We start from the raw sequence: 24,321 nt of genomic DNA, 5'->3' as shown, positions 1-24,321 counted from the left end.
AGCATGCGCATCCGCGTCGCCCTGGACGTACTGGCCGTCCTGGCCCTGACCCTGGGCGCCGGCGGCAACCTGGCGGCCGGCGCGTGGTCCTTGCCCTTGTGGCTGCCGGCCTGGCTGGGCTGGACGATCCTGGTGGTCAGCGTCATCCCGATCGTGCTCCGCCGCTGGTCACCCCGCCCGGCGTACATCCTGTCCCTGCTGACGACGGCGGCGGCGGTCCCGATCGGCGGCCCGGTGCTGGCCATCGCGGTGGTGTCGGCGGGCTGCGCGCTGTACACGTTCGTGGTCCAACGCGGCAGCCGCGCCTCCCGGGTGGGCTTCGCGGCCGGCCTGCTCGGCATCGGCCTGATCGGTGTGGCCGTCCCCAACCCGAGCACGGCGACCACGGTGAACTTCGGAGCATCGGCGCTCATCGTCGGCTTCGCGCTCGGAATCGCGGTCCACGGCCGCCGCGAGCACGCGGCGATCGAGCGCGAAAACCACGCCCAGCAAGCGGTTTCGGCCGAGCGCCTGCGCATAGCGCGCGAGATGCACGACGTGGTGGCGCACAGCATGAGCCTGATCGCGGTGAAGGCAGCGGTCGGCAACCACGTGGCCCTCGAGCAACCGGACCAGGCCCGAGACGCCCTGCGCGTCATCGAAGACACGAGCCGCGAAACGCTGGCCGAGCTGCGACGCATGCTGGGCGTGCTGCGCGACGGAACCGGCGTCCCGGCCTTGACCCCGGCCCCGACGCTGGACGACCTGAGGGCGTTGGCCGAGCGAGCACAGCAGGCGGGCCCGGAGGTGGACCTGGTCATCGACAACCTGACCGAGCTCCCGGGCGGCGTCGGCCAGTCGGTCTACCGCATAGCCCAGGAAGCCCTGACCAACGTCGTGAAGCACGCGAACGCAACGGAATGCCGGATCCACATCGAGGGCGCAGAGGGCGAAGTGAGAATCGAGGTGAGCGACAACGGCCGTGGCGGCCAGGCGAAGCCGGGCCACGGCCTGATCGGGATGCGCGAGCGGGTAGCGGTGTACGACGGCGAATTCTCGGCGGAACCAGCCGAAACCGGCTTCCGCGTGTACGCCCGCCTGCCGTACGAAACGGTGACCCGCGGATGACGCGCGTCCTGATCGCGGACGACCAGGCACTGCTGCGCGGAAGCTTCCGGGTCCTGGTGGACAGCGCCCCGGGCCTGGAGGTGGTGGGTGAAGCATCCGACGGAGTCGAGGCGGTGGCCCTGACCCGCAGGGAGCACCCCGACGTGGTCCTGATGGACGTCCGCATGCCGGAGATGGACGGCATCGAGGCAACCCGCCGGATCTGCGCGGAGACGGCGGTCAAGGTCCTGATGCTGACCACGTTCGACCTGGACGAGTACGTGTACGCGGCGTTGAGAGCGGGAGCGAGCGGCTTCCTCCTGAAGGACACGAGACCACCGGACCTCCTGACCGCGATAGAGGTAGTGGCCCAAGGCGACGCGCTCCTGGCCCCATCGGTGACGAGACGCCTGGTGGCCGAGTTCACGCGGCTCCCGTCGGGCCCGGCGACCAGGCTGGACGGGGTGACGGCGAGAGAACAGGAGGTCCTGGCCCTGATCGCCCGAGGCCTGTCGAACGACGAGATAGCGACGAGGCTCCACGTCGGCATCGCGACGGTGAAGACCCACATCGGCCGCCTGTTGCACAAGCTGGCGGCCAGGGACCGAGCCCAGCTGGTGATCGCGGCGTACGAGTCGGGACTGATCCGGCCCGCCCCCAACGTTGCCTACGCCACACGCGAAGTGACCGACAAGTAGTTAAGCTCCCGGGAATGAGCAGTGCGACGGAGCCGCTCGGGACGCCGCCCGAGGACGAACCGGACATTCACACCACGGCCGGCAAACTCGCCGACCTGTACCGCCGCTACGACGAGGCGGTGCACGCCGGCTCGGCCCGAGCGGTGGAGAAGCAGCACGCCAAGGGCAAGAAAACCGCCCGCGAACGCATCGAGCTCCTCCTCGACGAGAACTCCTTCGTCGAGCTCGACGAGCTGGCCAGACACCGCTCGACCAACTTCGGCCAGGAGAAGAACCGCCCCTACGGCGACGGCGTCGTGACCGGCTACGGCACCGTCGACGGCCGCCCGGTCTGCGTGTTCAGCCAGGACGTGACCGTCTTCGGCGGCAGCCTCGGCGAGGTCTACGGCGAGAAGATCGTCAAGGTGATGGACCTGGCCATCAAGACCGGCCGGCCGATCATCGGCATCAACGAGGGCGGCGGCGCGCGCATCCAGGAGGGCGTCGTCTCGCTCGGCCTCTACGGCGAGATCTTCAACCGCAACGTCAAGGCCTCCGGCGTCATCCCGCAGATCTCGCTGATCATGGGCGCGAACGCGGGCGGGCACGTCTACTCCCCCGCGCTGACCGACTTCGTCGTGATGGTCGACGAGACCTCGCAGATGTTCATCACCGGCCCGGACGTCGTCAAGACGGTCACCGGCGAGGACGTCACCTTCGAGGAGCTCGGCGGCGGCCGCACCCACAACACGAAGTCCGGGGTCGCGCACTACCTGGGTTCCGACGACGAGGACGCCATCGCCTACGTCAAGGAACTGCTCTCCTACCTGCCGCAGAACAACCTGTCGGACGCGCCGGTGTTCGACGCCTCGGACGCCCCGGCCGGGTTCTTCGAGGACGTCACCGACGCCGACCGCGAGCTCGACACGATCATCCCGGACTCGCCGAACACCCCGTACGACATGCACGAGGTCATCACCCGGGTCGTCGACGACGGCGACTTCCTCGAGGTCCACGAGCTGTTCGCGCCGAACATCATCGTCGGCTTCGGCCGGGTCGACGGGCACAGCGTCGGCGTGGTGGCCAACCAGCCGACGCAGTTCGCCGGCTGCCTCGACATCGACGCGTCCGAGAAGGCCGCGCGGTTCGTCCGCACCTGCGACGCGTTCAACATCCCGGTGCTCACCTTCGTCGACGTCCCCGGCTTCCTGCCGGGCACCGACCAGGAATGGAACGGCATCATCCGCCGCGGCGCGAAGCTGATCTACGCCTACGCGGAAGCGACCGTCCCGCTGGTGACGGTGATCACGCGCAAGGCCTACGGCGGTGCGTACGACGTCATGGGCTCGAAGCACCTCGGCGCGGACCTCAACCTGGCGTGGCCGACCGCGCAGGTCGCGGTGATGGGCGCGCAGGGCGCGGCGAACATCGTCCACCGCAAGACCCTGGCGAAGGCGGCGGCCGAAGGTCAGGACGTCGACGCGCTGCGGGCCGACCTGATCCAGGAGTACGAGGACACGCTCCTCAACCCGTACGCGGCGGCCGAGCGCGGGTACATCGACTCGGTGATCGTGCCGGCGCACACCCGCGGGCACGTCGCACGGGCGCTCTCGCTGCTGCGCAACAAGCGGGAATCGCTGCCGCCCAAGAAGCACGGGAACATCCCGCTGTGAGCGAGCCGCGTCCCCTGCTGAGGGTGGTCCGAGGAAACCCGAGCGACGCCGAGCTGGCGGCGCTGACGGCGGTCGTCGCCGCGGCTTCGGCCGCGAAGGCGCCGGACAAGGCGAAGGCGCGTACGTCGTGGTGGGGCGATCACGCCACTGCGCTGCACAAGCCGCTTCACCCCGGCGAAGACGCTTGGCGCGCTTCGGGTTTGCCTCAGGGCTGAAGGGCGTCGAGGAAGACCGTCGGGGCCTGGTTCTCGTGCACGATCGTGCCGAGCAGGGCCCCGAGCCGGTCGCGCTCCGGCGGGCTCAGGCGCGCGGCGAGCTCGTCGACCCGGCGGCACGTCGCCGCGTAGAAGTCCTCGGCGAGTTCGCCGCCTTCCTCGGTCAGCAGGACGTGCACGGCGCGACGGTCGTCCGGGTCGGGCTCGCGGCGGACGAGCCCGCGCCGGACCGCGCGGTCGACCAGGCCGGTGAGGCTCGATTTTTCGAGGCCGAGCGTCGCGCCGAGGTCGCCCATGCCGTAGGGCCGGCCCATCAGCACGCACAGCAGCTGCCCCTGCTGCACGGTCAGCCCGTACTCGCGGGCGGACTCGGCGTAGACGGCGTTCACCAGGAACGACGCCCGCACGAGCCCGGCCACCACACCGAGGTCCGCCCCGCTCTTCCCCATCCGGTCAGCCTACGGCCTCCCGCACGGCGGGCACGATCTCTTCGGCCCACCGCGAGACCGCGACGGCGTCGGGCGTGCTGCCGCCGGGCCCGAAGAGCACGAACCCGGCGGCGTTGTGCTCCAGCACGGCCCCGGTGAGTTCCTCGATCCACTGGCCCGGCGACCCGCCGATCCAGCGGCCGTCGTCGGCGCGGGTCCGGGCGAGCGGCTCCGCGGTGATGCGCCCGGGGAAGTTGTAGACGGTGGCGATGTCGGCCGGATCGCGCCCGGCGTCGACGGCGGCCTTGTCGATCACCGGACGCGAGGTGCGGTACCGCTCGCTGAGCCAGTCGGCGGCGTGCCCGGGCAGCCACCCGTCGGCCACCCGCCCGGTGACGGCGAGGGACTTCGGCCCGACGGACCCCGTCCACACCGGCGGCATCGCCTCCGGCGCCGGTTCCAGGTCGGTGACCTGGTAAAACTCGCCTTCGAAGGTGACCGGCGCACCGCCCCCGCCGAGCAGCTTGACGAGCCGGATCCCCTCTTCGAAGGCCCGGACGGCCTGCCCCGGCGTCAGCTTGGTGAAGCCGAGCCGCGCGATGTCGTCCCAGAGCCCGCCGACGCCCATCCCGAGCACGATCCGGCCGCCGGTGAGCGCGGACAGGGAGGTGACGGTCCTGGCCAGCATCGACGCGGGCCGCGTGGGCAGGTTCGTGACGCTGACCAGGCCGGAGATCCGCTCGGTCCGGCCCAGGAGGACGCCCAGCTCGGCGTAGGCGTCGAGCCGGTCGGCGTGGTACGGGTGGTCGGAGACGGTGATCAGGTCCAGGCCGCCCCGGTCGGCCTGAACGGCGAGCCGAAGGGTGCCCGGGACGGCGGCGGCCGCGGTGGACACGCCGATGCCGAAGTGCGTCATGATTCCTCCCAGTTAGTTCGCACTACGAACATAGCACAAGTAGTTCCTAGTACGAACTTCTTTAATGGGGGTAGGGTCAGCCATACCCCGGAGATCACTGCCTGCCCGGTGGGCTCGAAGGCCCAGGTCAAGCAGGATTTCTCCCATGGTTCTCCTCCAGGATTCGAAGCAGGCTCCGCCGCGGGACGTGGTCGAGCTGACCGGCGTCACCAAGGTGCACCCGGGCGGCGTGCGGGCCCTCGACGGCGTGAGCGCCGGGTTCGGGCCGGGCACGTTCACCGCCGTCATGGGCCCGTCGGGGTCCGGGAAGTCGACGCTGCTGCACTGCGCGGCGGGCCTCGACCGGCCCACCTCGGGCCGGGTCGTCCTGGCCGGCCAGGACATCGCCACGCTGCGCGAGCCGAAGCTGACCGCCGTGCGGCGGGCGCACGTCGGGTTCGTGTTCCAGTCGTTCAACCTCGTCGACGCGCTTTCGGTGTGGGACAACATCCTGCTGCCGCAGCAGCTGGCCGGGCAGCGGCCGGACCGGAAGTGGGCCCGCGAGCTGGTCGAGCGCGTCGGCCTCACCGGGCGCGAGAAGGCCCGCCCGGGTCAGCTCTCCGGCGGTCAGCAGCAGCGCGTCGCGCTGGCCCGCGCCCTCGCCGGGCGGCCCGCGGTCATCTTCGGCGACGAGCCGACCGGCGCACTGGACCTCGGCACCGGCCGTGAGGTGCTCGCGCTGCTGCGCCGGTTCGTCGACGAGGTCGGCGCGACGTTCGTGATGGTGACGCACGACCCGGCGGCGGCCGCGTGGGCCGACCGCGTCGTTTTCCTCGCCGACGGCCGGCTCGCGGGCGAACTGTTCGCACCGTCGGCCCAGCAGGTGTCCGACCGGATGATGGAGCTCACGCGATGCTGACGAAACTGGCCGCCGCGAGCGTGCGGCACCGCCTCGGCTCGTTCACCGGCACCTTCCTCACGGCGTTCCTCGCGATCGCCCTGATCGCGGGCAGCGGCCTGCTCCTCTGGTCCGTGCTCTCCGCCGGGCCGGGCGCGGACCGGTTCGGCGCCGTCGACGCGGTGGTGGCCGGTGAGCGGTCGATCACGCTGACCACGGCGACGGACAAGGGCGACAAGGTCAAGGTCAAGACGAAGGACGAGCGGCTCTCCGGCGCGCAGCCGCTGCCGCCCGAGGTCGCCGGCGTGGTCGCCGGGACGCCCGGCGTGACCGAGGCCGTCGCCGACTACGCCTTCGCCGTTTCGCTGGACATCGCCGGGAAACCACTGCGAGCTCCCGACGCAGCGACCGTCGCCCATGGCTGGGTGTCCGCCGCGCTGACGCCGTACCCGCTGCGGGACGGTACCGCGCCGAAGCCGGGCGAAGTCGTGCTGCAGCAGGAGTTCGGCGTCCACGCCGGCGACACCGTGCGGCTGACCGGCCGGACCGGGACGCGCGAGCTGCGGGTGGCCGGGGTCGTCACCGGGAACGTCCCGGGGCAGGCCGCGGTGTTCGTCGCCGACGCGCAGGTCGCCGAGCTGTCCGGACTGACCGGCCCCACCGCCGTCGCGGTCCGGGCGTCGGCGGCCGGGATCGCCGCGCTGGGCCCGCGGCTCGGCACGACCGCGACCGTCCACACGGGACCGGACAAGGTGACCGCCGACCTGCCCGGCGCGGTCCCCGACTACATCGGCGCGATCTCCGTCTTCGGGTTCGTTCTCGGCATCACCGGGTTCGCCGCGGTGTTCGTGCTCACCGGCACGGTGTCGCTCGCGGTCCGGCAGCGGCTGCGGGAACTGGCGCTGCTGCGTACGGCCGGCGCGACCCCGCGCCAGCTGCGCCGGATGCTGCGCCTGGAGATCACGCTCGTGACGCTCGTCGCGGCGCTGCCCGCGGTGCCGTCCGGGATCGTCGTCGCGGAACTGGTCGCCCGCCGGTTCCGGGAGCTGGGTGCGGTGCCGCCGCAGTTCACCGTGGCGTACAACGCTTTCGTGCTCGTCGCCGCGGTCGCGCTCGGCCTGCTGGTGACGGTGTTCGCCACCGCGCTCGCCGCCCGCCGGGCCGTGCGGATCGCGCCGACGCAGGCGCTGCGCGAGACCGTCACCGCCGGCCGCGTCGGCTGGGTGCCCCGGGTGCTCGTCGCCACCGTCCTCGTCCTGGGCGCGGTCGCCGTGCTGAGCCTGGTGCCGCTGGGCGGCCCGTTCGGCATGGGCATGGGGTTCGTTTCCTGCTCGCTGCTGCTGTGCGCGGCCGCCGCGCTCGGCCCGATCGTCGTCGGCGCGCTGACCGGCGTGCTGTCCCGCCTGGCCGCGCTGACCGGCGTGCTCGGCCGGGTGGCCGGCGCGATGACCCGCGCCGAGTCCCGGCGGGTCGTCAGCGTCGCCATCCCGCTGACGCTGATGTTCGCGATCAACGCCACGATGCTGCTGAACGGCGACATCCTCACCGAGGTGACGGCGGACCAGCAGGCCGCGCGGACGTCGTCGGCGACCGTCCGCGTCGCCGCGACCAACGGCCCGGGCCTGCCGCTGGCGACCGCGGCCCAGGTCGCCGCCCAGCCCGGCGTGACCGGCTCGGCGGCCACGCTCGGCACCCGCGTCGTCGTCGACGAGGGCGGCAAGCCGGAGGACTACGCGGCCCAGGGGCTGCGGACGTCCGGCGAGCAGGCGCTCGACCTCGGCGTCACCGACGGCCGGCTGGACCCGCGGGACGGCACGGTCGCCGTCAGCCGTCCGCTGGCCGAAGCGCGCGGCTGGCACGTCGGCGACCGGCCGGTGTTCTGGCTGGCCGACGGCACGAAGACCGAGCTGACCGTGACCGCGGTCTACGCGAACTGGCGCGGTTTCGGCGACCTCGTCCTGGCCGCGGACACCGTCGCCGCGCACGACCCGCGCGGGCTCGTCGGCGCGCTGTACCTGCGCGGCACCCCGGACCTGAAGCCGTGGCCGACGCTCGCCGCGACCAGCACCGCCGACCCCCGCGCGGGCACCGCCGACGTGCAGAACCAGCAGGCCGCCTGGGAGCTGATGGTCGTCATCTCGCTCGGGTTCACCGCGATCGCCGTGGTCAACACCTTCGCCATCGCCACCGGCGCCCGCCGCCGCGAGTTCGCCGACCTGCGCCTGGCCGGGGCGACCGCCCGGCAGCTGCACCGGATGCTCGGCCGCGAAACGCTGATCACCGTGGCCGTCGCCCTCGTCCTCGGCTGCGTGATCACCGGGGCCGTGGTCGGCACGTTCAGCGTCGCGCAGGACGGGCAGTGGCGGCTGTTCGCCGGCCCGCTGCGGTACCTGACGCTGCTGGGCGGGGTGGGTCTGCTCGGGATCGTCGCCGGGGCCGTTCCGGCTCGTTTCGTGATCAAGCGCCGCGCGCTCCCGCTAGGTTGATCGCGTGCTCCGCCGTGCGGGCCTCGCGCTCGCCCACCTGCTGACCAGCCTGGTGCTGGGGCCCGTCACCTTCGTGTGGGCCCTGGTCACCACGCTGGTCAGCGGGCTGCTGTCGTTCACCTGGCTGGCGCCGCCGGCGTTCCTCGCCGCCACCTGGGTGACCCGCCGGATCGCCCGCCTGGAGCGGTGGCGGGCGGCGCTGGTGCTGCGGCGCCCGGTGGAAACACCGTACGAACCGGCGTCCGGCCGCAACCCGTGGACCCGCGGCCGCCTGCTCGTCCGGGATCCGGCGACCTGGCGCGACCTCGCGTGGCTGCTGCTCCTGGTGCCGGTGGCGGTCGCCGGGTTCGCCGGGGTGGTCGCGGGGGTGGTCGACGTCGCCGCGGTCGTCGCGCCGCTGTGGCTGTGGGCGGTGCCGAACCCGTACCTGCCGCCGCTGGTGGACTGGCTGTTCAACACCACCGGCGGCCGGTTCGTCCTCACCGCGCTGGGCCTGGTGCTGGCGCCGGTGGCCTGGTGGGTCGTGACGACGGCGGCCCGGCTGCAGGCGCGGGCGGCGGCGGCCCTGCTGGAACCCGGACCGCGGCAGCGGCTGGCCCGGCGCGCCCGCGAACTCGCCGTCACCCGCCGCCGGGTCGTCGACGCCCAGGCGGCCGAGCTGCAGCGGATCGAACGCGACCTGCACGACGGCGCCCAGGCCCGGATCGTCGCCGCGGGCATGACGCTGGCCTTGGCGGACCGCAAGATGCGCACGACGGGAGAGCCGGCGCGCGACGACGTCCGGACGGCCCGGCGGCAGCTCGACGACGCACTGGCCGAGCTGCGGCGCCTGGTCCGCGGCATCCACCCGCCGATCCTGACCGACCGCGGGCTCGTCGAGGCGCTGGCTGCCCTGGCCGGCGACGCTCCCCTTCCGGTCGAGGTACAGGCCGCCGACCTGGGCGAACTCCCGGCGGCCGTCGAGTCGGCGGCGTACTTCGTCACGGCCGAGGCGCTGGCGAACGTCGTCAAGCACGCCGAGGCCCGCACGTGCGCGATCACCCTCGCGCGCACGCCCGACGTGCTGTCGCTCGAAGTCCACGACGACGGCCGCGGCGGCGCCGACGGCGCGGGGTCCGGTTTGGACGGTCTACGCCGGCGCGTCGAAGCCCTGGACGGCACCCTGTCCGTCACCAGCCCCGCCGGGGGCCCGACCAGAATCCTCGCGGAGCTGCCATGCGCATCGTGATCGCCGAAGACCTCCTGCTGCTGCGGGACGGGCTGGTGCGCATGCTCACCGACACCGGCCACACGGTCGTCGCGGCCGTGTCGACGGCCCCGGAGCTGGAGGCGGCGGTGGCCGCGCACCGGCCGGACCTGTCCATTGTGGACGTCCGGATGCCGCCGGGCTTCCGCGACGAGGGCCTGCGCGCGGCACTGGCGATCCGCGCGCGTGAGCCGAAGACGCCGATCCTGATCCTGTCGCAGTACGTGGAGCGGGCGTACGCGGCCGAGCTGATCGCGGACGGCAACGGCGCGGTGGGCTACCTGCTCAAGGACCGCGTCACGGCGTTGGACGAGTTCCTGGACGCCTTGGAGCGCGTGGCCGCGGGCGGCACGGCCATGGACCCGGAAGTCGTCCGGCAGCTGTTCGCCCGCAACAACACCGACCACGGGATCAACGCTTTGACGCCACGAGAGCGCGAGGTGCTGGGGTTGGTGGCCCAGGGGTTTTCGAACTCGGCGATCTGCGCAGAGCTGGTCCTGGCATCTCCGTCGGTGGAGAAGCACATCGGCAACATCCTGAACAAGCTGGACCTGCCCCCGTCGGACGACACCCACCGGCGGGTGCGGGCGGTGCTGGCCTACCTCAACGGTTAATTCGGTCGAGCCGCCGTCGATCACTTGCTACCTTGGGTTCACCGCACTCCCGGTGCGAAGCCCGCGGTTACTTCTCGCTCCGAACGAAAACCCCGCGGGCAACGAAGATCTCGGGAGCCACGGCCACACCGATGCCCGGTGCGCAGGCGAGGGTTACTTCCACTCCTAATGGGCAGGTCGGGGGTTCGAATCCCTCCCGGACCACACCCGGTCCGGTAGCTCAGTGGCCTAGAGCAGCTATGTACCTTCACCGACTTCGATCTCGGGCATCGCTGTGGCCGTGGCTCCCTCCGCAAAAGGGGGAGAAATGAGCAAGTTCAACACCGCACGAGCACCCGCCGCGACCTCTCCGGTCCGCGGCGAGGCCACGCCGTCCACCGTCACCCACGAGGGCGGCGCCGGCTACCTGCGCGACCCGAAGTCCGCGCTCTTCCTGCTCGCCGTGACCAACCTGGTCGGCGAGCACACCTTCTACGAGTCCGCGAACACGCGCGACACGCGCTACGCCGAGCTCGTCCGTCAGTCCACACTGGACGATCCGGCGTGGACCGCCCGGTTCCTGCGCTGGCTGCGGACCGACGCGAACCTGCGCACGGCGTCGCTCGTCGGCGCGGCCGAGTTCGCCAAGGCGCGCAGGGACGCCGGGCTCGACGGGCTGAGCCGTCAGGTCGTCGACGGCGTCCTGCAGCGGGCCGACGAGCCCGGGGAGCTGCTCGCGTACTGGACTTCCGTGCACGGCCGGGCCGTGCCGAAGCCGGTCAAGCGCGGCGTCGCCGACGCGGCCGCGCGGCTCTACGACGAGCGGTCCTTCGTCAAGTGGGACTCCGCCGCGCGCGCGTTCCGCTTCGCCGACGTCCTCGAGCTGACCCACCCGGCCGGTGGGGGCGAGCTGTTCCGGCACATCCTCGACGAGCGCCACGACCGCGGCAACGCGATCCCGGACTCCCTCGGGACCCTCCGCGCCCGCGCGGAGCTGATGAGCTGGGACGTCGCCGACCGCCGGAAGCTGTTCGACCGCCCGGACGCGGCGGACGTGCTGCGCGCCGCGGGAATGACGTGGGAGTCGGTCGCCGGCTGGCTGCAGGGGCCCCTGGACGCGCGTGTCTGGGAGGCGCTGATCCCGTCGATGGGCTACATGGCCCGGCTGCGGAACCTCCGCAACTTCGACGAGGCCGGCGTCTCGGACGCGGTCGCCCAGCGGGTCGCCCAGCGGCTGGCCGACCCGGCGCAGGTCGCGAAGTCTCGGCAGCTGCCGATGCGGTTCCTCGCGGCCTACCGCGCCGCGCCGTCGCTGCGGTGGGCGTGGGCGCTGGAGCAGGCGATCGCGCACGCGCTGGCGAACGTGCCGTGGCTGGCCGGGCGGACGCTGGTCCTCGTCGACACCTCGGCGTCGATGAACGACCGCTTCAGCCGGGACGGCAGCCTGATGCGCTGGGACGCCGCCGCGGTGTTCGGCCTGGCGCTCGGCCGGCGCTGCGCGACGGCCGACGTCGTGTCGTTCTCGGGCGGCTTCGGGGGCGGCCGGGCCACCAGGGCGTTCAAGCTGCGGCCGGGCGGTTCGCTGCTGAGCGACGTCGAGCGCTGGAAGTCCGACGGGTTCTTCCTCGGCGGCGGCACCGACACGGCCGGCGCGGTGAAGAAGCACTTCGCGAAGCACGACCGCGTCGTCATCCTCACCGACGAACAGGCCGGGTACGGCGACGTCGGGCAGGCGCTGCCCGCGCACGTGCCGCTGTACACCTGGAACCTCGCCGGGTACCAGGCCGGGCACGCGCCTTCGGGCGGTGCGCACCGGCACGCGTTCGGCGGCCTGAGCGACCAGGCCTTCCGGATGATCCCGCTGCTCGAACGCGGCAAGAGCGCCGACTGGCCGTTCTGAGAGACGCCGTGCAGGCCCCCGTGAGGAGATCATGGGGGCCTGCACGCTGTGTACGGACCGTCACAGGAATGACCGTGGACCAGCACTACCCCGGGCCGTATAGTCCACGTGGAATAACCGACCCGGAGGGATCACGTCATGGCCTCGCCCAAGCTCACACCGCTCGGCATCGCCGTGCTCGAGCTGCTCCACGAGGGGCCGATGCACCCGTACGAGATGGCCCAGCTCATGCGCGAGCGGTACGTCCACATGCGGGTCAACGTCAAGGCGGGCTCGCTCTACCACACGGTCGAGCGCCTGTGCCGTGACGGACTGATCGAGGTCGTCGACACGCAGCGTGACGGACGGCGGCCCGAACGGACCGTCTACGGCATGACCCAGACCGGGCTGGACGAGTTCACCCAGCGCGGCCGCGAACTGCTCGGGGACCTCGCCACCGAGTTCCCCGCCTACCTGTCCGGGCTCGGGGTGATCGACGAACTGGGGCGCGAAACCTCGTTGATCGAACTCGAGCACCGGATCACCCGGCTGCGCGCCGCGGTGGCCGGGGACGACGCCGTGCTGCAGCGGCTGGCCGAGGACGAGACGCCGCCGATCTACTGGCTGGACTGGCGCTACCAGTGCGACCACCGGAAGTTCGAGCTCCAGTGGACCGAGCGGCTCCACGACGACCTGCGGTCCGGGCGGATCCCGTTCCACGACAAGGAACAACCCAAGCTCACGCTCATCACCAGGGAAGACGACGATGAACGCAAGACAAGCTAATCCGTGGGCCGCGCTGGGCGCGCTGTGCCTCGGCTTCTTCATGATCCTGCTCGACACGACGATCGTGTCGATCGCGATCCCGACCATGCTGAACAAGCTGAACGCCGGACTGAACTCGGTCGTCTGGGTGATCAGCGTCTACCTGCTCACCTACGCCGTGCCGATGCTGTTCACCAGCCGGCTCGGTGACCGCTTCGGCCCGAAGCGGGTGTTCCTCGCCGGGCTCGTCGTCTTCACCGGCGCGTCGCTGTGGTGCGGCCTGTCCGGCAACGTCGAAATGCTGATCGCCGCGCGGGCCGTGCAGGGCCTCGGCGCCGCGCTGATGACGCCGCAGACGCTGGCGTTCATCACGCACCTGTTCCCGCCGGCCAAACGCGGCCCGGCGATGGGCATGTGGGGCGGTGTCGCCGGGCTGGCGACGATCGCCGGCCCGCTGCTCGGCGGCGTGCTGGTCGACCACCTCGGCTGGGAGTGGATCTTCTACGTCAACGTGCCGATCGGCGTGATCGCCGTCGTGCTCACGGTGATGCTGGTGCCGGACTGGCAGCCGAAGCACGCGCACTCGTTCGACCTGCTCGGAATCGTGCTTTCGAGCGCGGCGCTGCTGTGCATCGTGTTCGGCGTCCAGAACGGCCAGCAGTACGACTGGGGCACGGTCTGGGGCGGCATCACGGTGTTCGAGATCATCGGCGCCGGTGTCGTGCTGATGGTCGCGTTCCTGGTGTGGCAGCGGTTCAACAAGCGCGAGCCGCTGCTGCCGCTGCAGGTGTTCTCGAACCGGAACTTCTCGGCCGGGACGCTCACCGCGGCCACCGTCGGCTTCGCGATGACCGGCATGTTCCTGCCGCTGGTCATCTACATCCAGTCGGTGCTCGGGCTGACCCCGACCATGGGCGGCCTGCTCACCGCGCCGATGTCGCTGCTGTCCGGGATCATCGCGCCGTTCGTCGGGCGCGCGTCGGACAAGGTCAACGGCAAGTACCTGGTGATGTTCGGCCTGGCGGCGCTCGCGGCCGGGCTGGGGATCATCGCGCTGCAGGCGCGGCCGGACAGCAACGCGTGGACGTTCGTCCCGGCGCTGCTGGTGTGCGGGCTGGGCATCGGCTGCATCTTTTCGCCGATGAGCAACCTGACGATGGGTTCGGTCGAGCCGCGGCTGGCCGGGACCGCGTCCGGCATCTTCAACACCGCGCGCCAGGTCGGCGGCGTGCTCGGCAGCGCGGCGATCGGCGTGCTGCTGCAGGCCCGGATCAGCGCGTCCATCGCGGACGAGGCCACGAAGGCGGCGGCGCAGCTGCCGGAGCAGTACCGGGCGCCGTTCGCCGAGGGGATCGCGCACGCGGCGGCGAGCACCGGCGAGTTCGGCTCGGCCGGCGGTCCGTCGCCGATGCCGGGGCTGCCCGCGGAGATCGCCGCGCAGGCCGGGAAGCTGGCCTCCGAGGCGGTCCACAGTGGACTGACCGACGCCGCCCGCGTGACGATGCTGCTGCCGATGGGCGTGCTGCTGCTCGGGGTGCTTTCGGCGGCGGTGCTGCAGCGGGTCAAGCCGCGCTGGGAAACGCCGGCGCCGGCGCCCGAAGCGGCCGCGGCCTGAAACCCGGTCAGGCCCCCGGTTCCGGTGTCGGGTACCGGAACCGGGGGCCTGCACGGACCGCGGGAGCGGTGGTCTAGTAGGACAAGCCGAACCCGTACGGGAACAGGCCCTGCTTGCCGTCACCGGTGTTGATCGGTTCCTGGGACGAGCTGTTCGGCCAGGTGAAGCTCAGCTTCCCGGTCGGGTTGTAGTCGCCGTAGAGGACATCGGCGACGCCGGCGCCTTCCGAGCCCGGCAGCCAGGCCGCGACCAGGCCCCGGAAGGACGGCAGCTGCGCCGCGATGTCCAGCGGCCGCCCGGAGACGGTCACCACGACCAGTGGGACGCCCGAGGCCTTCAGCTTGGCGATGAGGTTGAGGTCTTCGCTGTCGAGGCCGAGGCCGCCCGGCCGGTCTCCCTGGCCTTCGGCGTACGGCGTCTCGCCCACCACGGCGACAGCGACCTTGTAACTGGCGTCGATTCCGTTACCCGCACGGTCATAGCCGATCACCGTGCCTTTCCCGGCACCGGCCTTGATGCCGTCGAGGATCGTCGTGCCGGGGATGACCCGCGTGCCGCTCTGGCCCTGCCAGGTCAGCGTCCAGCCGCCGGACTGGTTGCCCAGGTCGTTCGCGTTCTTCCCGGCCACGAAGATCTTGTTGTCCTGCTTGGCCAGCGGCAGCACGCCGTCGTTCTTCAGCAGCACCTGCGACTCGCGCGCCGCCTGCCGCGCCACCGCGTGGTGCGCCGCGCTGCCGAAGTCCTGCTGCAGCGAGCGATCGGTGAGCGGGTGGTCGAACAGGCCCAGCTCGAACTTCTTCGTGAGGATCCGCCGGTTGGCGTCGTCGATGCGGGACATCGGGACGTGCCCGTTGCCGACCTCGGCCTTCAGCGTGCTGATGAACTTCAGGTAGTCGTTGGGGACCATGACCATGTCGATCCCGGCGTTGACGGCCTGGCTGACCTCGGCCGCGGTGAACCCGGACCGGCCGTCGATCTGGTCGATGCCGTTCCAGTCGGACACCACGTAGCCGGTGAAGCCCAGCTCGCCCTTGAGCAGGTCGGTGATCAGGGTTTTGTTGCCGTGGTCCTTGACGCCGTTCCAGCTGTTGAAGCTGATCATCACCGAGCCGACGCCGTGCGCGACCGCGGCCTGGAACGGCGGCAGGTGGATCTTCCGCAGCTCGTCCAGGCTGATCTGGGTGTTGCCCTGGTCGACGCCGCCGGTGGTGCCGCCGTCGCCGATGAAGTGCTTGGCCGTGGCCATGATCGACGTCGTGTTGCCGAGCGAGGAGCCTTGCAGGCCCTCGATGACCACGGAGTTCGCGACGGCGTTGGCCGGGACTTCGCCGAAGGACTCGTACGTGCGGCCCCAGCGGTCGTCGCGGGCGACGCAGAGGCAGGGCGCAAAGCCCCACTTGACGCCGGTGGCGGCGGACTCCCGCGCGGTGATCGCGCCGATCTGCCGGACCAGCGCCGGGTCGTTCGCGGCCCCCAGGCCGATGTTGTGCGGGAAGATCGTGGCGCCGGCGACGTTGTTGTGGCCGTGCACGGTGTCCGAGCCGTAGACGATCGGGATGCCGAGGCCGGTCGACGTCGCCGCCCGCTGGTAGGCGTCGATCATGTCCGCCCAGGCCGCCGGGGTGTTCGGCGACGGCGTCGAACCGCCGCCGGAGAGGATGGACCCGAGCCGGGCGGCGGTGGCCTGCGCGGGTGTCGCGGCGCCGCGCTCGCCTTCGGTCATCTGCCCGACCTTGTCGTCGAGCGTCATCCGCGCCATCAGGTCCGTGACGCGGTCGGCCACCGACACCTGCGGGTTCTTGTAGCGCGGCGGCGCGGCGGCGGACGCCATCGGGACGAGGGCCGTGCCCGCGACGAGGAGGCAGGCCAGCGCGGTGGTTCGCAATGATCTCGTGGTGCGGAGGAGCGGCATGGTTCCCTCCGTGACGGTCCGTCGATCCATAAGTTGCGAGCCAAAACAAATTAGCTCTCGCCGAGCGTGACGCCGGTCACAATTCGGTCACGACCGCCTGGTCAAGTAAGTTTCAGACGTGCAGTTCGTCCTCGCCTCCCAGTCCCCCGCCCGCCTCGCCCTGCTGCGCTCCGCCGGGCTCGATCCGGCTGTGTTCGTCTCCGGCGTCGACGAGGACGCCGTGGCCGCGGCCCTCACCGATCCGTCGCCGTCCGAGCTGGTCACCGCCCTCGCCACGGCCAAGGCCGAAGCGGTCATCGACCAGGTCGCCGCGGCGCACCCGGACGCCGTCGTCGTCGCCTGCGATTCGATGCTTTCGATCCACGGCCAGATGGTCGGGAAGCCCGGTTCGCCGGAGGTCGCCCGCACCCGCTGGGCCGCGATGGCGGGGGCATCCGGTGAACTCCTCACCGGCCACACGGTCGTCCGGCTCGACGGCGGAGCGCGCGCGAAGGAGGCGTCCGGCTGGGAAGCGACCACCGTCCGGTTCGGCACGCCGAGCGCGCACGAGATCGACGCCTACGTCGCCAGCGGCGAGCCGCTCAACGTGGCCGGCGGCTTCACGATCGACGGCCGGGGCGGCTGGTTCGTCGACGGGCTCGACGGCGGCCACACGAGCGTGATCGGCATCAGCCTGCCGCTCACGCGCCGGCTGCTGGGCGAGGTCGGCGTGAGTGTCGTGGATCTCTGGCAGCCTCCCGCATCCTGAGAAGGACACCACACCATCGGGTGATCCGGAAGAGTCCTTCCTTGCCTGACGTTCTCTTCACCTGGCAAGAGTGGAAACTTTCGAGCACCGGAGTCGCCCCGTGTCTTTTGTACGGACATACACCAAGCCGCGGGTGTTCGCGGCCGCGGTTCTCGGCTCGCTCGTCGTCGGCGCCCTCCTGGGCGTCGTCGCGCGGCAGACCGAGGCCGGCTGGCTGACCGATCTCCTCGACCAGATCGGCACCATCTTCACCACGCTGCTGCAGATCGCGGTGATCCCGCTGGTCTTCACGGCGATCGTGGTCGGCATCAACAGCCTCCGGAAGCTCGGCGGCGGCCGGACCGCCGCTCGCCTCGGCGGCAAGACGGTACTGTGGTTCGCGATCACGTCGTTCGTCGCGTCGCTGATCGGCATCGCGGTCGGCCGGATCTTCAACCCGGGCGCCGGCGGCCTCGGCGGCGTCGAAGCCACGGCCAAGAACGCAGACAAAGCAGCCGCCAGCGTCGACCACTGGGGTTCGTGGGACGCGTTCGTCAACGGGCTGCTGCCGGAGAACTTCCTGAAAGCGTTCTCCGACGGCGAGACGCTGCAGGTGCTGTTCCTCGCGCTGGTCATCGGCGCCGCCGCGTACAGCCTGGGCGACAAGGCGAAACCGTTCGTGGACTTCACGACGAGCGTGTTCGAGATCATCCAGCGCTACCTCGGCTGGATCGTCCGGCTCGCCCCGATCGGCATCATCGGCCTGATCGGCGCGGCGGTGTCCAACTACGGCGACGCGCTGTTCCGGCCGCTGTTCTCCACCACGCTCGCGGTGTACGTCGGCTGCCTGCTCGTGCTGTTCGTCGTCTACCCGATCCTGCTGCAGTTCGTGGCGAAGGTCAGCCCGCTGAAGTTCTTCTCCAAGGCGGGCACGGCGATCCAGTTCGCGTTCGCCTCGCAGTCCTCGGCCGCGACGCTGCCGCTGACCCGCCAGTCCGCGGTCAACCTCGGCGTCCAGCCGGCGTACGCGGCCTTCGCGACCCCGCTCGGCAGCGCGACCAAAATGGACGGCTGCGCGGCGGTGTTCCCGGCGATCGCGGCGATCTTCGTCGCCAACCTGGCCGGGGTGTCGCTGAACTTCTGGCAGTACGTGGGCATCGTCGTGGTCGCCGTGGTCGGCGCACTGGCGACGGCCGGGACCACCGGCTGGCTGACGGCGTTCACGCTGACGACGTCGTTCATCGGCCTCGACGCCAAGCAGGTGGCGCTGGGCCTGGCGCTGATCTACTCGGTCAACCCGATCATGGACATGATGCGGACGGCGACGAACGTGGCCGGCCAGATCGTGGTCCCGACGATCGTGGCGCGCAGCGAAGGCCTCCTCGACGACGAGGTCCTCGACGCCCCGACCGACCGGCCCGCGCACAGCGACGACGGCACGGCGGCCCGCCACACCGAGCCCGCCCCCGCCTGATCCACCAGCCCGTGAAGGCCGCTTCGAGCGGCCTTCACGGCTTTCAGGACGGGCAGGTGCGCAGGTCGGCGCGGGTCAGGCGGATGTCAGGCCAGCCGCGCAGGTCCGACGGCGACGTCACCCGCCGCGTGCAGCCCACCGAGCGGCCCGACAGGTCGTACACCTCGCCGAGCACCGGCGCCGTCGTGCACTTCGGGGTGCCGGACGCGGAGTCCGGGCAGTCGTGGCGGACCACGATCACGTCGGGGCTGGCGTCGGCCGTGACGTCGTAGAGCGACAGCGTCCCGGCGTCCGCGTAGAACGGCTTGCCCGGGTCGCGCCACACTCCCCCGCTGCCGACGAGCAGCTCGCCGTACGCGGCCGTGCCGTCGTCGCCGACGTCGCCGCGGACCAGGCACGCCGGGGCCGGGCCGTCGATGCAGCGCAGCGAGTTCTGGTCCAGCCGCACGCCGAGCTGGGCGATCGACAGCTCGAACACCGTGCCCGGCTCGGGCCCGACGCGCAGCCGCGCCGAACCGCCCGCGGTGTCGGTCAGCAGCACCACCGGCGTGCCCCCGACGGTGACCGCCGCGAGCTGGCGGCAGGGCCCGCCACCGCAGGTCACGGCGGGTATCACCGGCGCGCCCGCGGGCTCGGCCACGCCCGCCGGGGCCTCGGGCCGCGGCCGCAGCAGGAACACCGCGCCGATCGCGCCGACGGTCACCACCGCGGCCAGCACCGCGGTGAGCAGCGCCGACCGGGGCGTCCGCGCTGCCGTAGTCCGCATAAGACAGAGCGTAAGCCGCTTCGCGCGCGTGTGTCGGCAGCGCCCCGTTGCGGTGTGGCCGGTTCAACCCGACGGGGTCACACATAGCGGAGGGTGTCCGTCTATGTTGTCCCGGTGACGAACCCGAACCTGCCGCCCGCCCTGTACCTGCCGACCGGCCCGGTCGACCCCGAGGCCGAAGGCGCGTCGATCGAGCTGCGCCGCACGCCGGACGGCCGTACCGCGCTGGTCGCGTTCACCGCGTTGGACCGGCTGATCGACTGCTGCGGCGAGCACCAGCCGTGGGCGCTGGTGAACACCGAGCACCTGGCGAAGGTCCACGCGGCGAACCCGTACGACGTGATCGTGCTCGACTCGCCCCTGCCCGAGGAGCTGCGGCACCACGTCTGAGCGTGGTTCACCTCTCACTCAAGAGACTCCCGACGTCATATCCGTAGACTTCCCAGATGCCGCGTGGGCGGTCAGCAATGCAGCTGTCGGACGCAGGAGGTGCGGGGTGGCCGAGCAGGTCGGCGAATCCACGGGTGGTCCGGTGACCAGGATCCTGGTCGCCAACCGTGGCGAAATCGCGGTACGCGTGATCAGAGCCGCCAAGGACGCCGGGCTGGCCAGCGTCGCGGTGTACGCCGATCCGGACCGCGATGCGCCCCACGTCCGCTTGGCCGACGAAGCCTTCGCGCTCGGCGGCACCACGGCGGCCGAGAGTTACCTGAACTTCGACAAGCTCCTGGACGCGGCCAAGCGCTCGGGCGCCGACTCGGTGCACCCGGGCTACGGCTTCCTCTCCGAAAACGCGGACTTCGCCCAGGCCGTCCTCGACGCCGGGCTGACCTGGATCGGGCCGAGCCCGCAGGCCATCCGCGACCTCGGCGACAAGGTCACCGCCCGCCACATCGCGATGCGCGCGGGCGCGCCGCTGGTGCCGGGCACGAAGGAGCCGGCCAAGGACGCCGCCGAGATCGTCGCGTTCGCCGACGAGTACGGCCTGCCGGTGGCCATCAAGGCCGCGTTCGGCGGCGGTGGGCGTGGCCTGAAGGTCGCGCGCACCCGCGAAGAGATCCCCGAGCTGTTCGAGTCGGCCACCCGCGAGGCGGTCGCCGCGTTCGGCCGCGGCGAGTGCTTCGTCGAGCGCTACCTCGACAAGCCGCGGCACGTCGAAGCCCAGGTCCTGGCCGACATGCACGGCAACGCGATCGTCGTCGGCACCCGCGACTGCTCGCTGCAGCGCCGCCACCAGAAGCTCGTCGAGGAGGCGCCCGCGCCGTTCCTGAACGACGAGCAGCGCAAGCGCATCCACGAGTCGGCGAAGGCGATCTGCAAGGAAGCCGGCTACTACGGCGCCGGCACGGTCGAGTACCTCGTCGCCACCGACGGGACGATCTCGTTCCTGGAGGTCAACACGCGGCTGCAGGTCGAGCACCCGGTGTCGGAGGAGACGACCGGCCTGGACCTGGTGCGCGAGATGTTCCGCATCGCGCGCGGCGAGAAGCTGCGGATCACCACCGATCCCGAACCCCGCGGGCACTCGATCGAGTTCCGCATCAACGGCGAGGACGCCGGCCGCGGCTTCCTGCCCGCGCCGGGCACGGTGACGAAGTTCGTCGCGCCGAGCGGCCCCGGCGTGCGCGTCGACTCCGGTGTCGAGTCGGGCAGCGTGATCGGCGGGCAGTTCGACTCGATGCTGGCCAAGCTGATCGTCACGGGTTCGGACCGGAACAACGCGCTGGAGCGCAGCCGCCGGGCGCTGGCCGAGATGGTCGTCGAAGGCATGGCGACGGTCCTGCCGTTCGACCGCGTGATCGTCGACGACCCGGCGTTCATCGGCGACGAGAACGGCTTCAGCGTGCACACGCGCTGGATCGAGACGGAGTTCGACAACAAGATCGAGCCGTTCGTGGCGCCCGACATCGAAGCCGCCGAGGAAGAGCCGCGGCAGAACGTCGTGGTCGAGGTCGGCGGGCGGCGCCTGGAAGTGTCCCTGCCGGGCGGCTTCGCGTTCGAAGGCAGCGGTGGGGGCGGCGGCAGCACGGCCGTCAAGGCCAAGCCGCGCAAGCGCGCCGGCGGCACCAAGGCCGCGGTGAGCGGCGACGCCGTCACGGCGCCGATGCAGGGCACGATCGTGAAGGTCGCCGTCGAAGAGGGCCAGTCGGTGGAAGCCGGCGAGCTGATCGTCGTGCTCGAGGCGATGAAGATGGAGAACCCGGTCACCGCCCACAAAGCGGGCACCGTCACCGGCCTTTCGGTCGAGGTCGGCGCCGCCGTGACGCAGGGCACGCAGCTTCTCGAGATCAAGTAGCGCAGTTCGTTACAGATGTCGTGGTGGGCCGCCCCCGGGGCGGCCTACCATCGACTACGTGACCGAAGTCCCGTCTCCGCAGCTGCGGATCAGCGACCAGAACCGCGAGACCGCACTGTCCGCGCTCGGTGAGCACATGACCGCGGGGCGGATCGACATCGACGAGTACGGCGAGCGCTCGGCCCGGATCACCGCGGCCAAGACCCGCGGCGAACTGGGCGAGATCTTCGCCGACCTGCCGGCGCCGCACCCGCGGTACGAAGACGTTCCGAAGGCGGCCGTCACGACCCCCGAGCCGGCGGCCGAGCCCGCACCGCGGCCGGCGGCTCCGGTGGGCTGGTCGTCGTCGCAGCGGTTCGTGGCCGCGTTCATCCCGCTGGTCTGGATCGCGACGATCGCGTTGATCGCCAGCGGCGTGGTGCACGGGACGCTGATCCTGATCCCGATCGGGCTGAGCATGTTCGGCCGCGCGATGTGGGGCCACGGGCACCGCCCGGACCGCCACGACCGGCACCTGCGTGACCGGCAGCGCCGCCGCGAACTGCGTGACTCCTACCGGCGCGAGCTGGGCCGCTGAACCCGTCGTGGGCGACATGCGGCTGAGCGACGCCGAACGCCAGGACGCCCTGGACGTCCTCGAAGAGCACGTCCGCACCGGACGGCTCGACATCGACGAGTACGGCACCCGGTCCGCGAAGGTGACCGCCGCCAAGCGGGTCAGCGAGCTCGTCCCCCTGTTCGACGACCTCCCCTCGCCCCGCCCGAGCGCGTTGCTCAACGGCGTCTCGGCGCCACAGGTGCCCGTGCTCCAGGACGACGGCGCGCTGGTGCGCTTCCTGACCGCGGGCGCGGTCCCGATCGCCATCGTCCTCGCGATCGCCGTGCTGATCCTGTCCCGCGGCCGGCTGCTGATCATCTCGGTGGCGCTGCCGCTGGTCGTCGCGATGATCGCCGGGGCCCGCCGCCGCCGTCGCTGATTACTCCCTTTGCCGGGCAACCTGCTCCCGCGTTCCGGCGTGGTGATCACGCAGGTCGGGGGAAAGGGAGGAAAGCCATGAACAGGATGTGGACGCGGTCGGGGGTGCTGGCCGCGGTCGTGCTCGCGGCCGCGGCGCTGGCGACCGGGCCGGCGCAGGCCGCGACGGGCCGGCTGGGCTGGCAGCCGACGCTGCTGCCGTTGCCGGCCGGAGCCGACCCCGCGGGGCACGGCTACCTGCACGCTTCGGACGGCCACGGCGAATACACCGGGTCGTTCATCGTGGGGGACAAACTGCAGGTGATCAGCTGGCGCGGGGGCAAGCCGACGCTTCGCGGCGTGCCGGCGGGTTTCGAGTGGGCGATGGCCGAGGGGGAGGACAGCGCGGGCCGGATCTACGGCGAGGCGCTCGACTACGACACCGACGACCACCGGATGTTCGTCCTCGACGGCACGGGTTTCCACTTCCGCGACAACCCGCCGGGCTACCGGTCGTTCGAGATCCGCGCGGTCAACCGGCAGGGTGACGCGGTCGGCATGGTCTTCACCGACAACCCGGCGGACAACGCGGCGGCGGTCTGGCCGGCGGGCGCGGCCGCGCCCACGGTGTTCCCGCTGCCGTCCGGCGCGGACAACGTGACCGACATCGACGACGACGGCACGATCCTGTTCAGCGGGTTCGCGCGCGACATCGTCTGGAAGAACGGCGTGAGCCGCCCGCTCGCGGACATCCCGGGCTTCTCGAACCCGCACGGTTCGGCGATCCGCAACGGCGTGGTGGTCGGGTTCGCGTCGAACGCGAACGCGTCGCAGGCGATCCGCTGGACCACCCCGGAGGCACCGGTCGCCCTGACCGGCGGCGACTACGCGGCCGACCTGAACGTGGGCGGCCTGACGGCGGGCCAGGCCCCGATCCCGGGCTCGTTCCAGCACAAGCCGATCGCGTGGCGCGGAACAACCCCGGCGGGCGAGCTGAAGCAGCCGGGCACATACCCGAGCTACCTGGCAAGCCACGTCACCGACGACGGGGTGTTCACGGGCTGGGCCTCCAACGGCCCGCTCGACGAGGGCGGAGTGCCGGTGATCTGGCGTTTCACCCCGTGAGCGGCCGTTGATCGCCAGGCCGGGGGCGGCGCGCTCCCGGCCTGGCTAGGCTGGGCGGAGTGGAACCGGTGGAGATCAACGCGGGCACGTACTACCTGCGCCAGCTGCGCGCCGACCGGCACATCGACGACCGCAGGGTCCTGATGGAGGCGTTCGCGGACCCGACGCACCGCAAGTACGTGTTGAACTACCGGCTGCGAACGCTGGACGAGGCAACGGAGTACGTGGCTCTGCGAGCGGCCCAGTGGGCCGGCGACGAGCGTTGTTCGTGGGCGATCGCGGAGCCGACGTCAGGCAGGTTGCTGGGCGAGGTGGGCCTGCGCGAGCTCGATGTGAACGCGGCGTACGCAGAGGCGACGATCTGGGTCCACCCGGCCGAGCGAGGCAAGGGCATCGCAACAACGGCGTTGAACGCGGCACTCCGCTTCGGCTTCGGAGGGCTGGGGCTGGCCGAGGTGAGTTACCGGTACGAGGAGAGCAACACGGCCTCGGCGGTGGTGGCGCAGCGGTGCGGGTTCACGTTGATCGGCCCGGAGGCGGAGCGAGCCGCGACGGGGGAACGGCTGATCCGCTGGCACCGAACGTCCTGACCACTCGATCGTCGGCGGCG

Annotated in this window: 23 protein-coding genes and 1 tRNA gene; 20 read left to right on the top strand and 4 right to left on the bottom strand. The window is 71.6% G+C overall.

Features of this window, described 5'->3' with window-relative positions:
- Nucleotides 1-3: 3 nt before the first annotated feature.
- The 4 genes from ABZW17_RS30575 to ABZW17_RS30560 are packed head-to-tail and all read left to right on the top strand — an operon-like array spanning nt 4 to nt 3,651.
- Nucleotides 4-1,107 (top strand): sensor histidine kinase, encoded by a 1,104-nt coding sequence (locus ABZW17_RS30575; RefSeq protein WP_354821899.1) that lies wholly within the window; start codon nt 4-6, stop codon nt 1,105-1,107.
- On the top strand, nt 1,104-1,784 hold the full coding sequence (locus ABZW17_RS30570; protein ID WP_354821896.1) for a response regulator transcription factor: 681 nt from the start codon (nt 1,104-1,106) through the stop codon (nt 1,782-1,784). The genes ABZW17_RS30575 and ABZW17_RS30570 overlap by 4 nt, the downstream gene beginning before the upstream one ends.
- Nucleotides 1,785-1,798: 14 nt before the next feature.
- Nucleotides 1,799-3,436, top strand: coding sequence for an acyl-CoA carboxylase subunit beta (locus tag ABZW17_RS30565; protein WP_354821893.1), 1,638 nt, complete (start codon nt 1,799-1,801; stop codon nt 3,434-3,436).
- The gene (locus tag ABZW17_RS30560; RefSeq protein WP_354821890.1) at nt 3,433-3,651 is read left to right on the top strand and encodes an acyl-CoA carboxylase subunit epsilon; all 219 of its coding nucleotides are present in this window, start codon (nt 3,433-3,435) and stop codon (nt 3,649-3,651) included. The genes ABZW17_RS30565 and ABZW17_RS30560 overlap by 4 nt, the downstream gene beginning before the upstream one ends.
- Here ABZW17_RS30560 and ABZW17_RS30555 read toward each other — a convergent pair.
- Complete coding sequence (locus tag ABZW17_RS30555) at nt 3,642-4,100, bottom strand: MarR family transcriptional regulator (RefSeq protein ID WP_354821887.1); 459 nt, start codon at nt 4,098-4,100, stop codon at nt 3,642-3,644. The two genes, ABZW17_RS30560 and ABZW17_RS30555, sit on opposite strands and share 10 nt — an antisense overlap.
- A gap of 4 nt (nt 4,101-4,104) precedes the next feature.
- Nucleotides 4,105-4,995 carry an LLM class flavin-dependent oxidoreductase gene (locus ABZW17_RS30550; RefSeq protein WP_354821884.1) on the bottom strand — a complete coding sequence of 297 codons (891 nt, stop codon included), beginning with the start codon at nt 4,993-4,995 and terminating at the stop codon, nt 4,105-4,107.
- Nucleotides 4,996-5,140: 145 nt separating this feature from the next.
- Between ABZW17_RS30550 and ABZW17_RS30545 the strand changes: the two genes are divergently transcribed.
- The 8 genes from ABZW17_RS30545 to ABZW17_RS30510 all read left to right on the top strand — a co-directional run bounded on the left by ABZW17_RS30545 (nt 5,141) and on the right by ABZW17_RS30510 (nt 14,456).
- A complete protein-coding gene (locus ABZW17_RS30545; protein ID WP_354821881.1) occupies nt 5,141-5,893 on the top strand; it encodes an ABC transporter ATP-binding protein in 753 nt (250 codons plus the stop codon).
- Entirely contained in the window at nt 5,887-8,358 is a 2,472-nt protein-coding gene (locus ABZW17_RS30540; protein ID WP_354821878.1) for an ABC transporter permease, read from the top strand. The genes ABZW17_RS30545 and ABZW17_RS30540 overlap by 7 nt, the downstream gene beginning before the upstream one ends.
- Nucleotides 8,359-8,362: 4 nt before the next feature.
- Entirely contained in the window at nt 8,363-9,586 is a 1,224-nt protein-coding gene (locus ABZW17_RS30535; RefSeq protein ID WP_354821875.1) for a sensor domain-containing protein, read from the top strand.
- Nucleotides 9,574-10,218 (top strand): response regulator transcription factor, encoded by a 645-nt coding sequence (locus tag ABZW17_RS30530; RefSeq protein ID WP_354821872.1) that lies wholly within the window; start codon nt 9,574-9,576, stop codon nt 10,216-10,218. Before ABZW17_RS30535 ends, ABZW17_RS30530 begins: the two co-directional genes overlap by 13 nt.
- A gap of 135 nt (nt 10,219-10,353) precedes the next feature.
- Nucleotides 10,354-10,422 (top strand) — tRNA-OTHER (locus ABZW17_RS30525).
- 103 nt (nt 10,423-10,525) lie between these two features.
- Entirely contained in the window at nt 10,526-12,097 is a 1,572-nt protein-coding gene (locus tag ABZW17_RS30520; protein ID WP_354821869.1) for a TROVE domain-containing protein, read from the top strand.
- Between the two features lie 138 nt (nt 12,098-12,235).
- Nucleotides 12,236-12,862 (top strand): PadR family transcriptional regulator, encoded by a 627-nt coding sequence (locus ABZW17_RS30515; RefSeq protein WP_354821866.1) that lies wholly within the window; start codon nt 12,236-12,238, stop codon nt 12,860-12,862.
- Complete coding sequence (locus ABZW17_RS30510) at nt 12,843-14,456, top strand: DHA2 family efflux MFS transporter permease subunit (protein WP_354821863.1); 1,614 nt, start codon at nt 12,843-12,845, stop codon at nt 14,454-14,456. Before ABZW17_RS30515 ends, ABZW17_RS30510 begins: the two co-directional genes overlap by 20 nt.
- Before the next feature lie 73 nt (nt 14,457-14,529).
- On the opposite strand, the gene ABZW17_RS30505 is transcribed toward ABZW17_RS30510, so the two are convergent.
- Entirely contained in the window at nt 14,530-16,368 is a 1,839-nt protein-coding gene (locus ABZW17_RS30505) for a glycoside hydrolase family 3 N-terminal domain-containing protein (protein WP_354821860.1), read from the bottom strand.
- A 118-nt stretch (nt 16,369-16,486) separates the two neighbouring features.
- Between ABZW17_RS30505 and ABZW17_RS30500 the strand changes: the two genes are divergently transcribed.
- Nucleotides 16,487-17,116, top strand: a complete 630-nt coding sequence (locus ABZW17_RS30500) for a nucleoside triphosphate pyrophosphatase (RefSeq protein WP_354821857.1) — start codon at nt 16,487-16,489, stop codon at nt 17,114-17,116.
- A 100-nt stretch (nt 17,117-17,216) separates the two neighbouring features.
- Nucleotides 17,217-18,569: a dicarboxylate/amino acid:cation symporter gene (locus tag ABZW17_RS30495; protein WP_354821854.1), complete on the top strand. Its 1,353-nt coding sequence runs from the start codon at nt 17,217-17,219 to the stop codon at nt 18,567-18,569.
- Nucleotides 18,570-18,612: 43 nt separating this feature from the next.
- Here ABZW17_RS30495 and ABZW17_RS30490 read toward each other — a convergent pair whose 3' ends face one another.
- Entirely contained in the window at nt 18,613-19,335 is a 723-nt protein-coding gene (locus tag ABZW17_RS30490) for a hypothetical protein (RefSeq protein ID WP_354821851.1), read from the bottom strand.
- A gap of 114 nt (nt 19,336-19,449) precedes the next feature.
- Between ABZW17_RS30490 and ABZW17_RS30485 the strand changes: the two genes are divergently transcribed.
- The 6 genes from ABZW17_RS30485 to ABZW17_RS30460 all read left to right on the top strand — a co-directional run bounded on the left by ABZW17_RS30485 (nt 19,450) and on the right by ABZW17_RS30460 (nt 24,301).
- Complete coding sequence (locus ABZW17_RS30485; RefSeq protein WP_354821848.1) at nt 19,450-19,725, top strand: SAV_915 family protein; 276 nt, start codon at nt 19,450-19,452, stop codon at nt 19,723-19,725.
- 106 nt (nt 19,726-19,831) lie between these two features.
- Complete coding sequence (locus ABZW17_RS30480; protein ID WP_354821845.1) at nt 19,832-21,631, top strand: acetyl/propionyl/methylcrotonyl-CoA carboxylase subunit alpha; 1,800 nt, start codon at nt 19,832-19,834, stop codon at nt 21,629-21,631.
- A 58-nt stretch (nt 21,632-21,689) separates the two neighbouring features.
- Complete coding sequence (locus tag ABZW17_RS30475) at nt 21,690-22,208, top strand: DUF1707 domain-containing protein (protein ID WP_354821842.1); 519 nt, start codon at nt 21,690-21,692, stop codon at nt 22,206-22,208.
- Between the two features lie 7 nt (nt 22,209-22,215).
- On the top strand, nt 22,216-22,608 hold the full coding sequence (locus ABZW17_RS30470) for a DUF1707 domain-containing protein (protein ID WP_354821839.1): 393 nt from the start codon (nt 22,216-22,218) through the stop codon (nt 22,606-22,608).
- A gap of 77 nt (nt 22,609-22,685) precedes the next feature.
- Nucleotides 22,686-23,711: a hypothetical protein gene (locus ABZW17_RS30465; protein WP_354821836.1), complete on the top strand. Its 1,026-nt coding sequence runs from the start codon at nt 22,686-22,688 to the stop codon at nt 23,709-23,711.
- A gap of 59 nt (nt 23,712-23,770) precedes the next feature.
- Nucleotides 23,771-24,301, top strand: coding sequence for a GNAT family N-acetyltransferase (locus tag ABZW17_RS30460; protein WP_354821833.1), 531 nt, complete (start codon nt 23,771-23,773; stop codon nt 24,299-24,301).
- Nucleotides 24,302-24,321 lie beyond the last annotated feature (20 nt).

It is taken from the genome of Amycolatopsis sp. NPDC004625 (genome assembly GCF_040609695.1).
Lineage (GTDB): Bacteria > Actinomycetota > Actinomycetes > Mycobacteriales > Pseudonocardiaceae > Amycolatopsis.
Note: the sequence above shows the minus strand (reverse complement) of the source record. Positions and strands in the feature narration are given on the sequence as shown.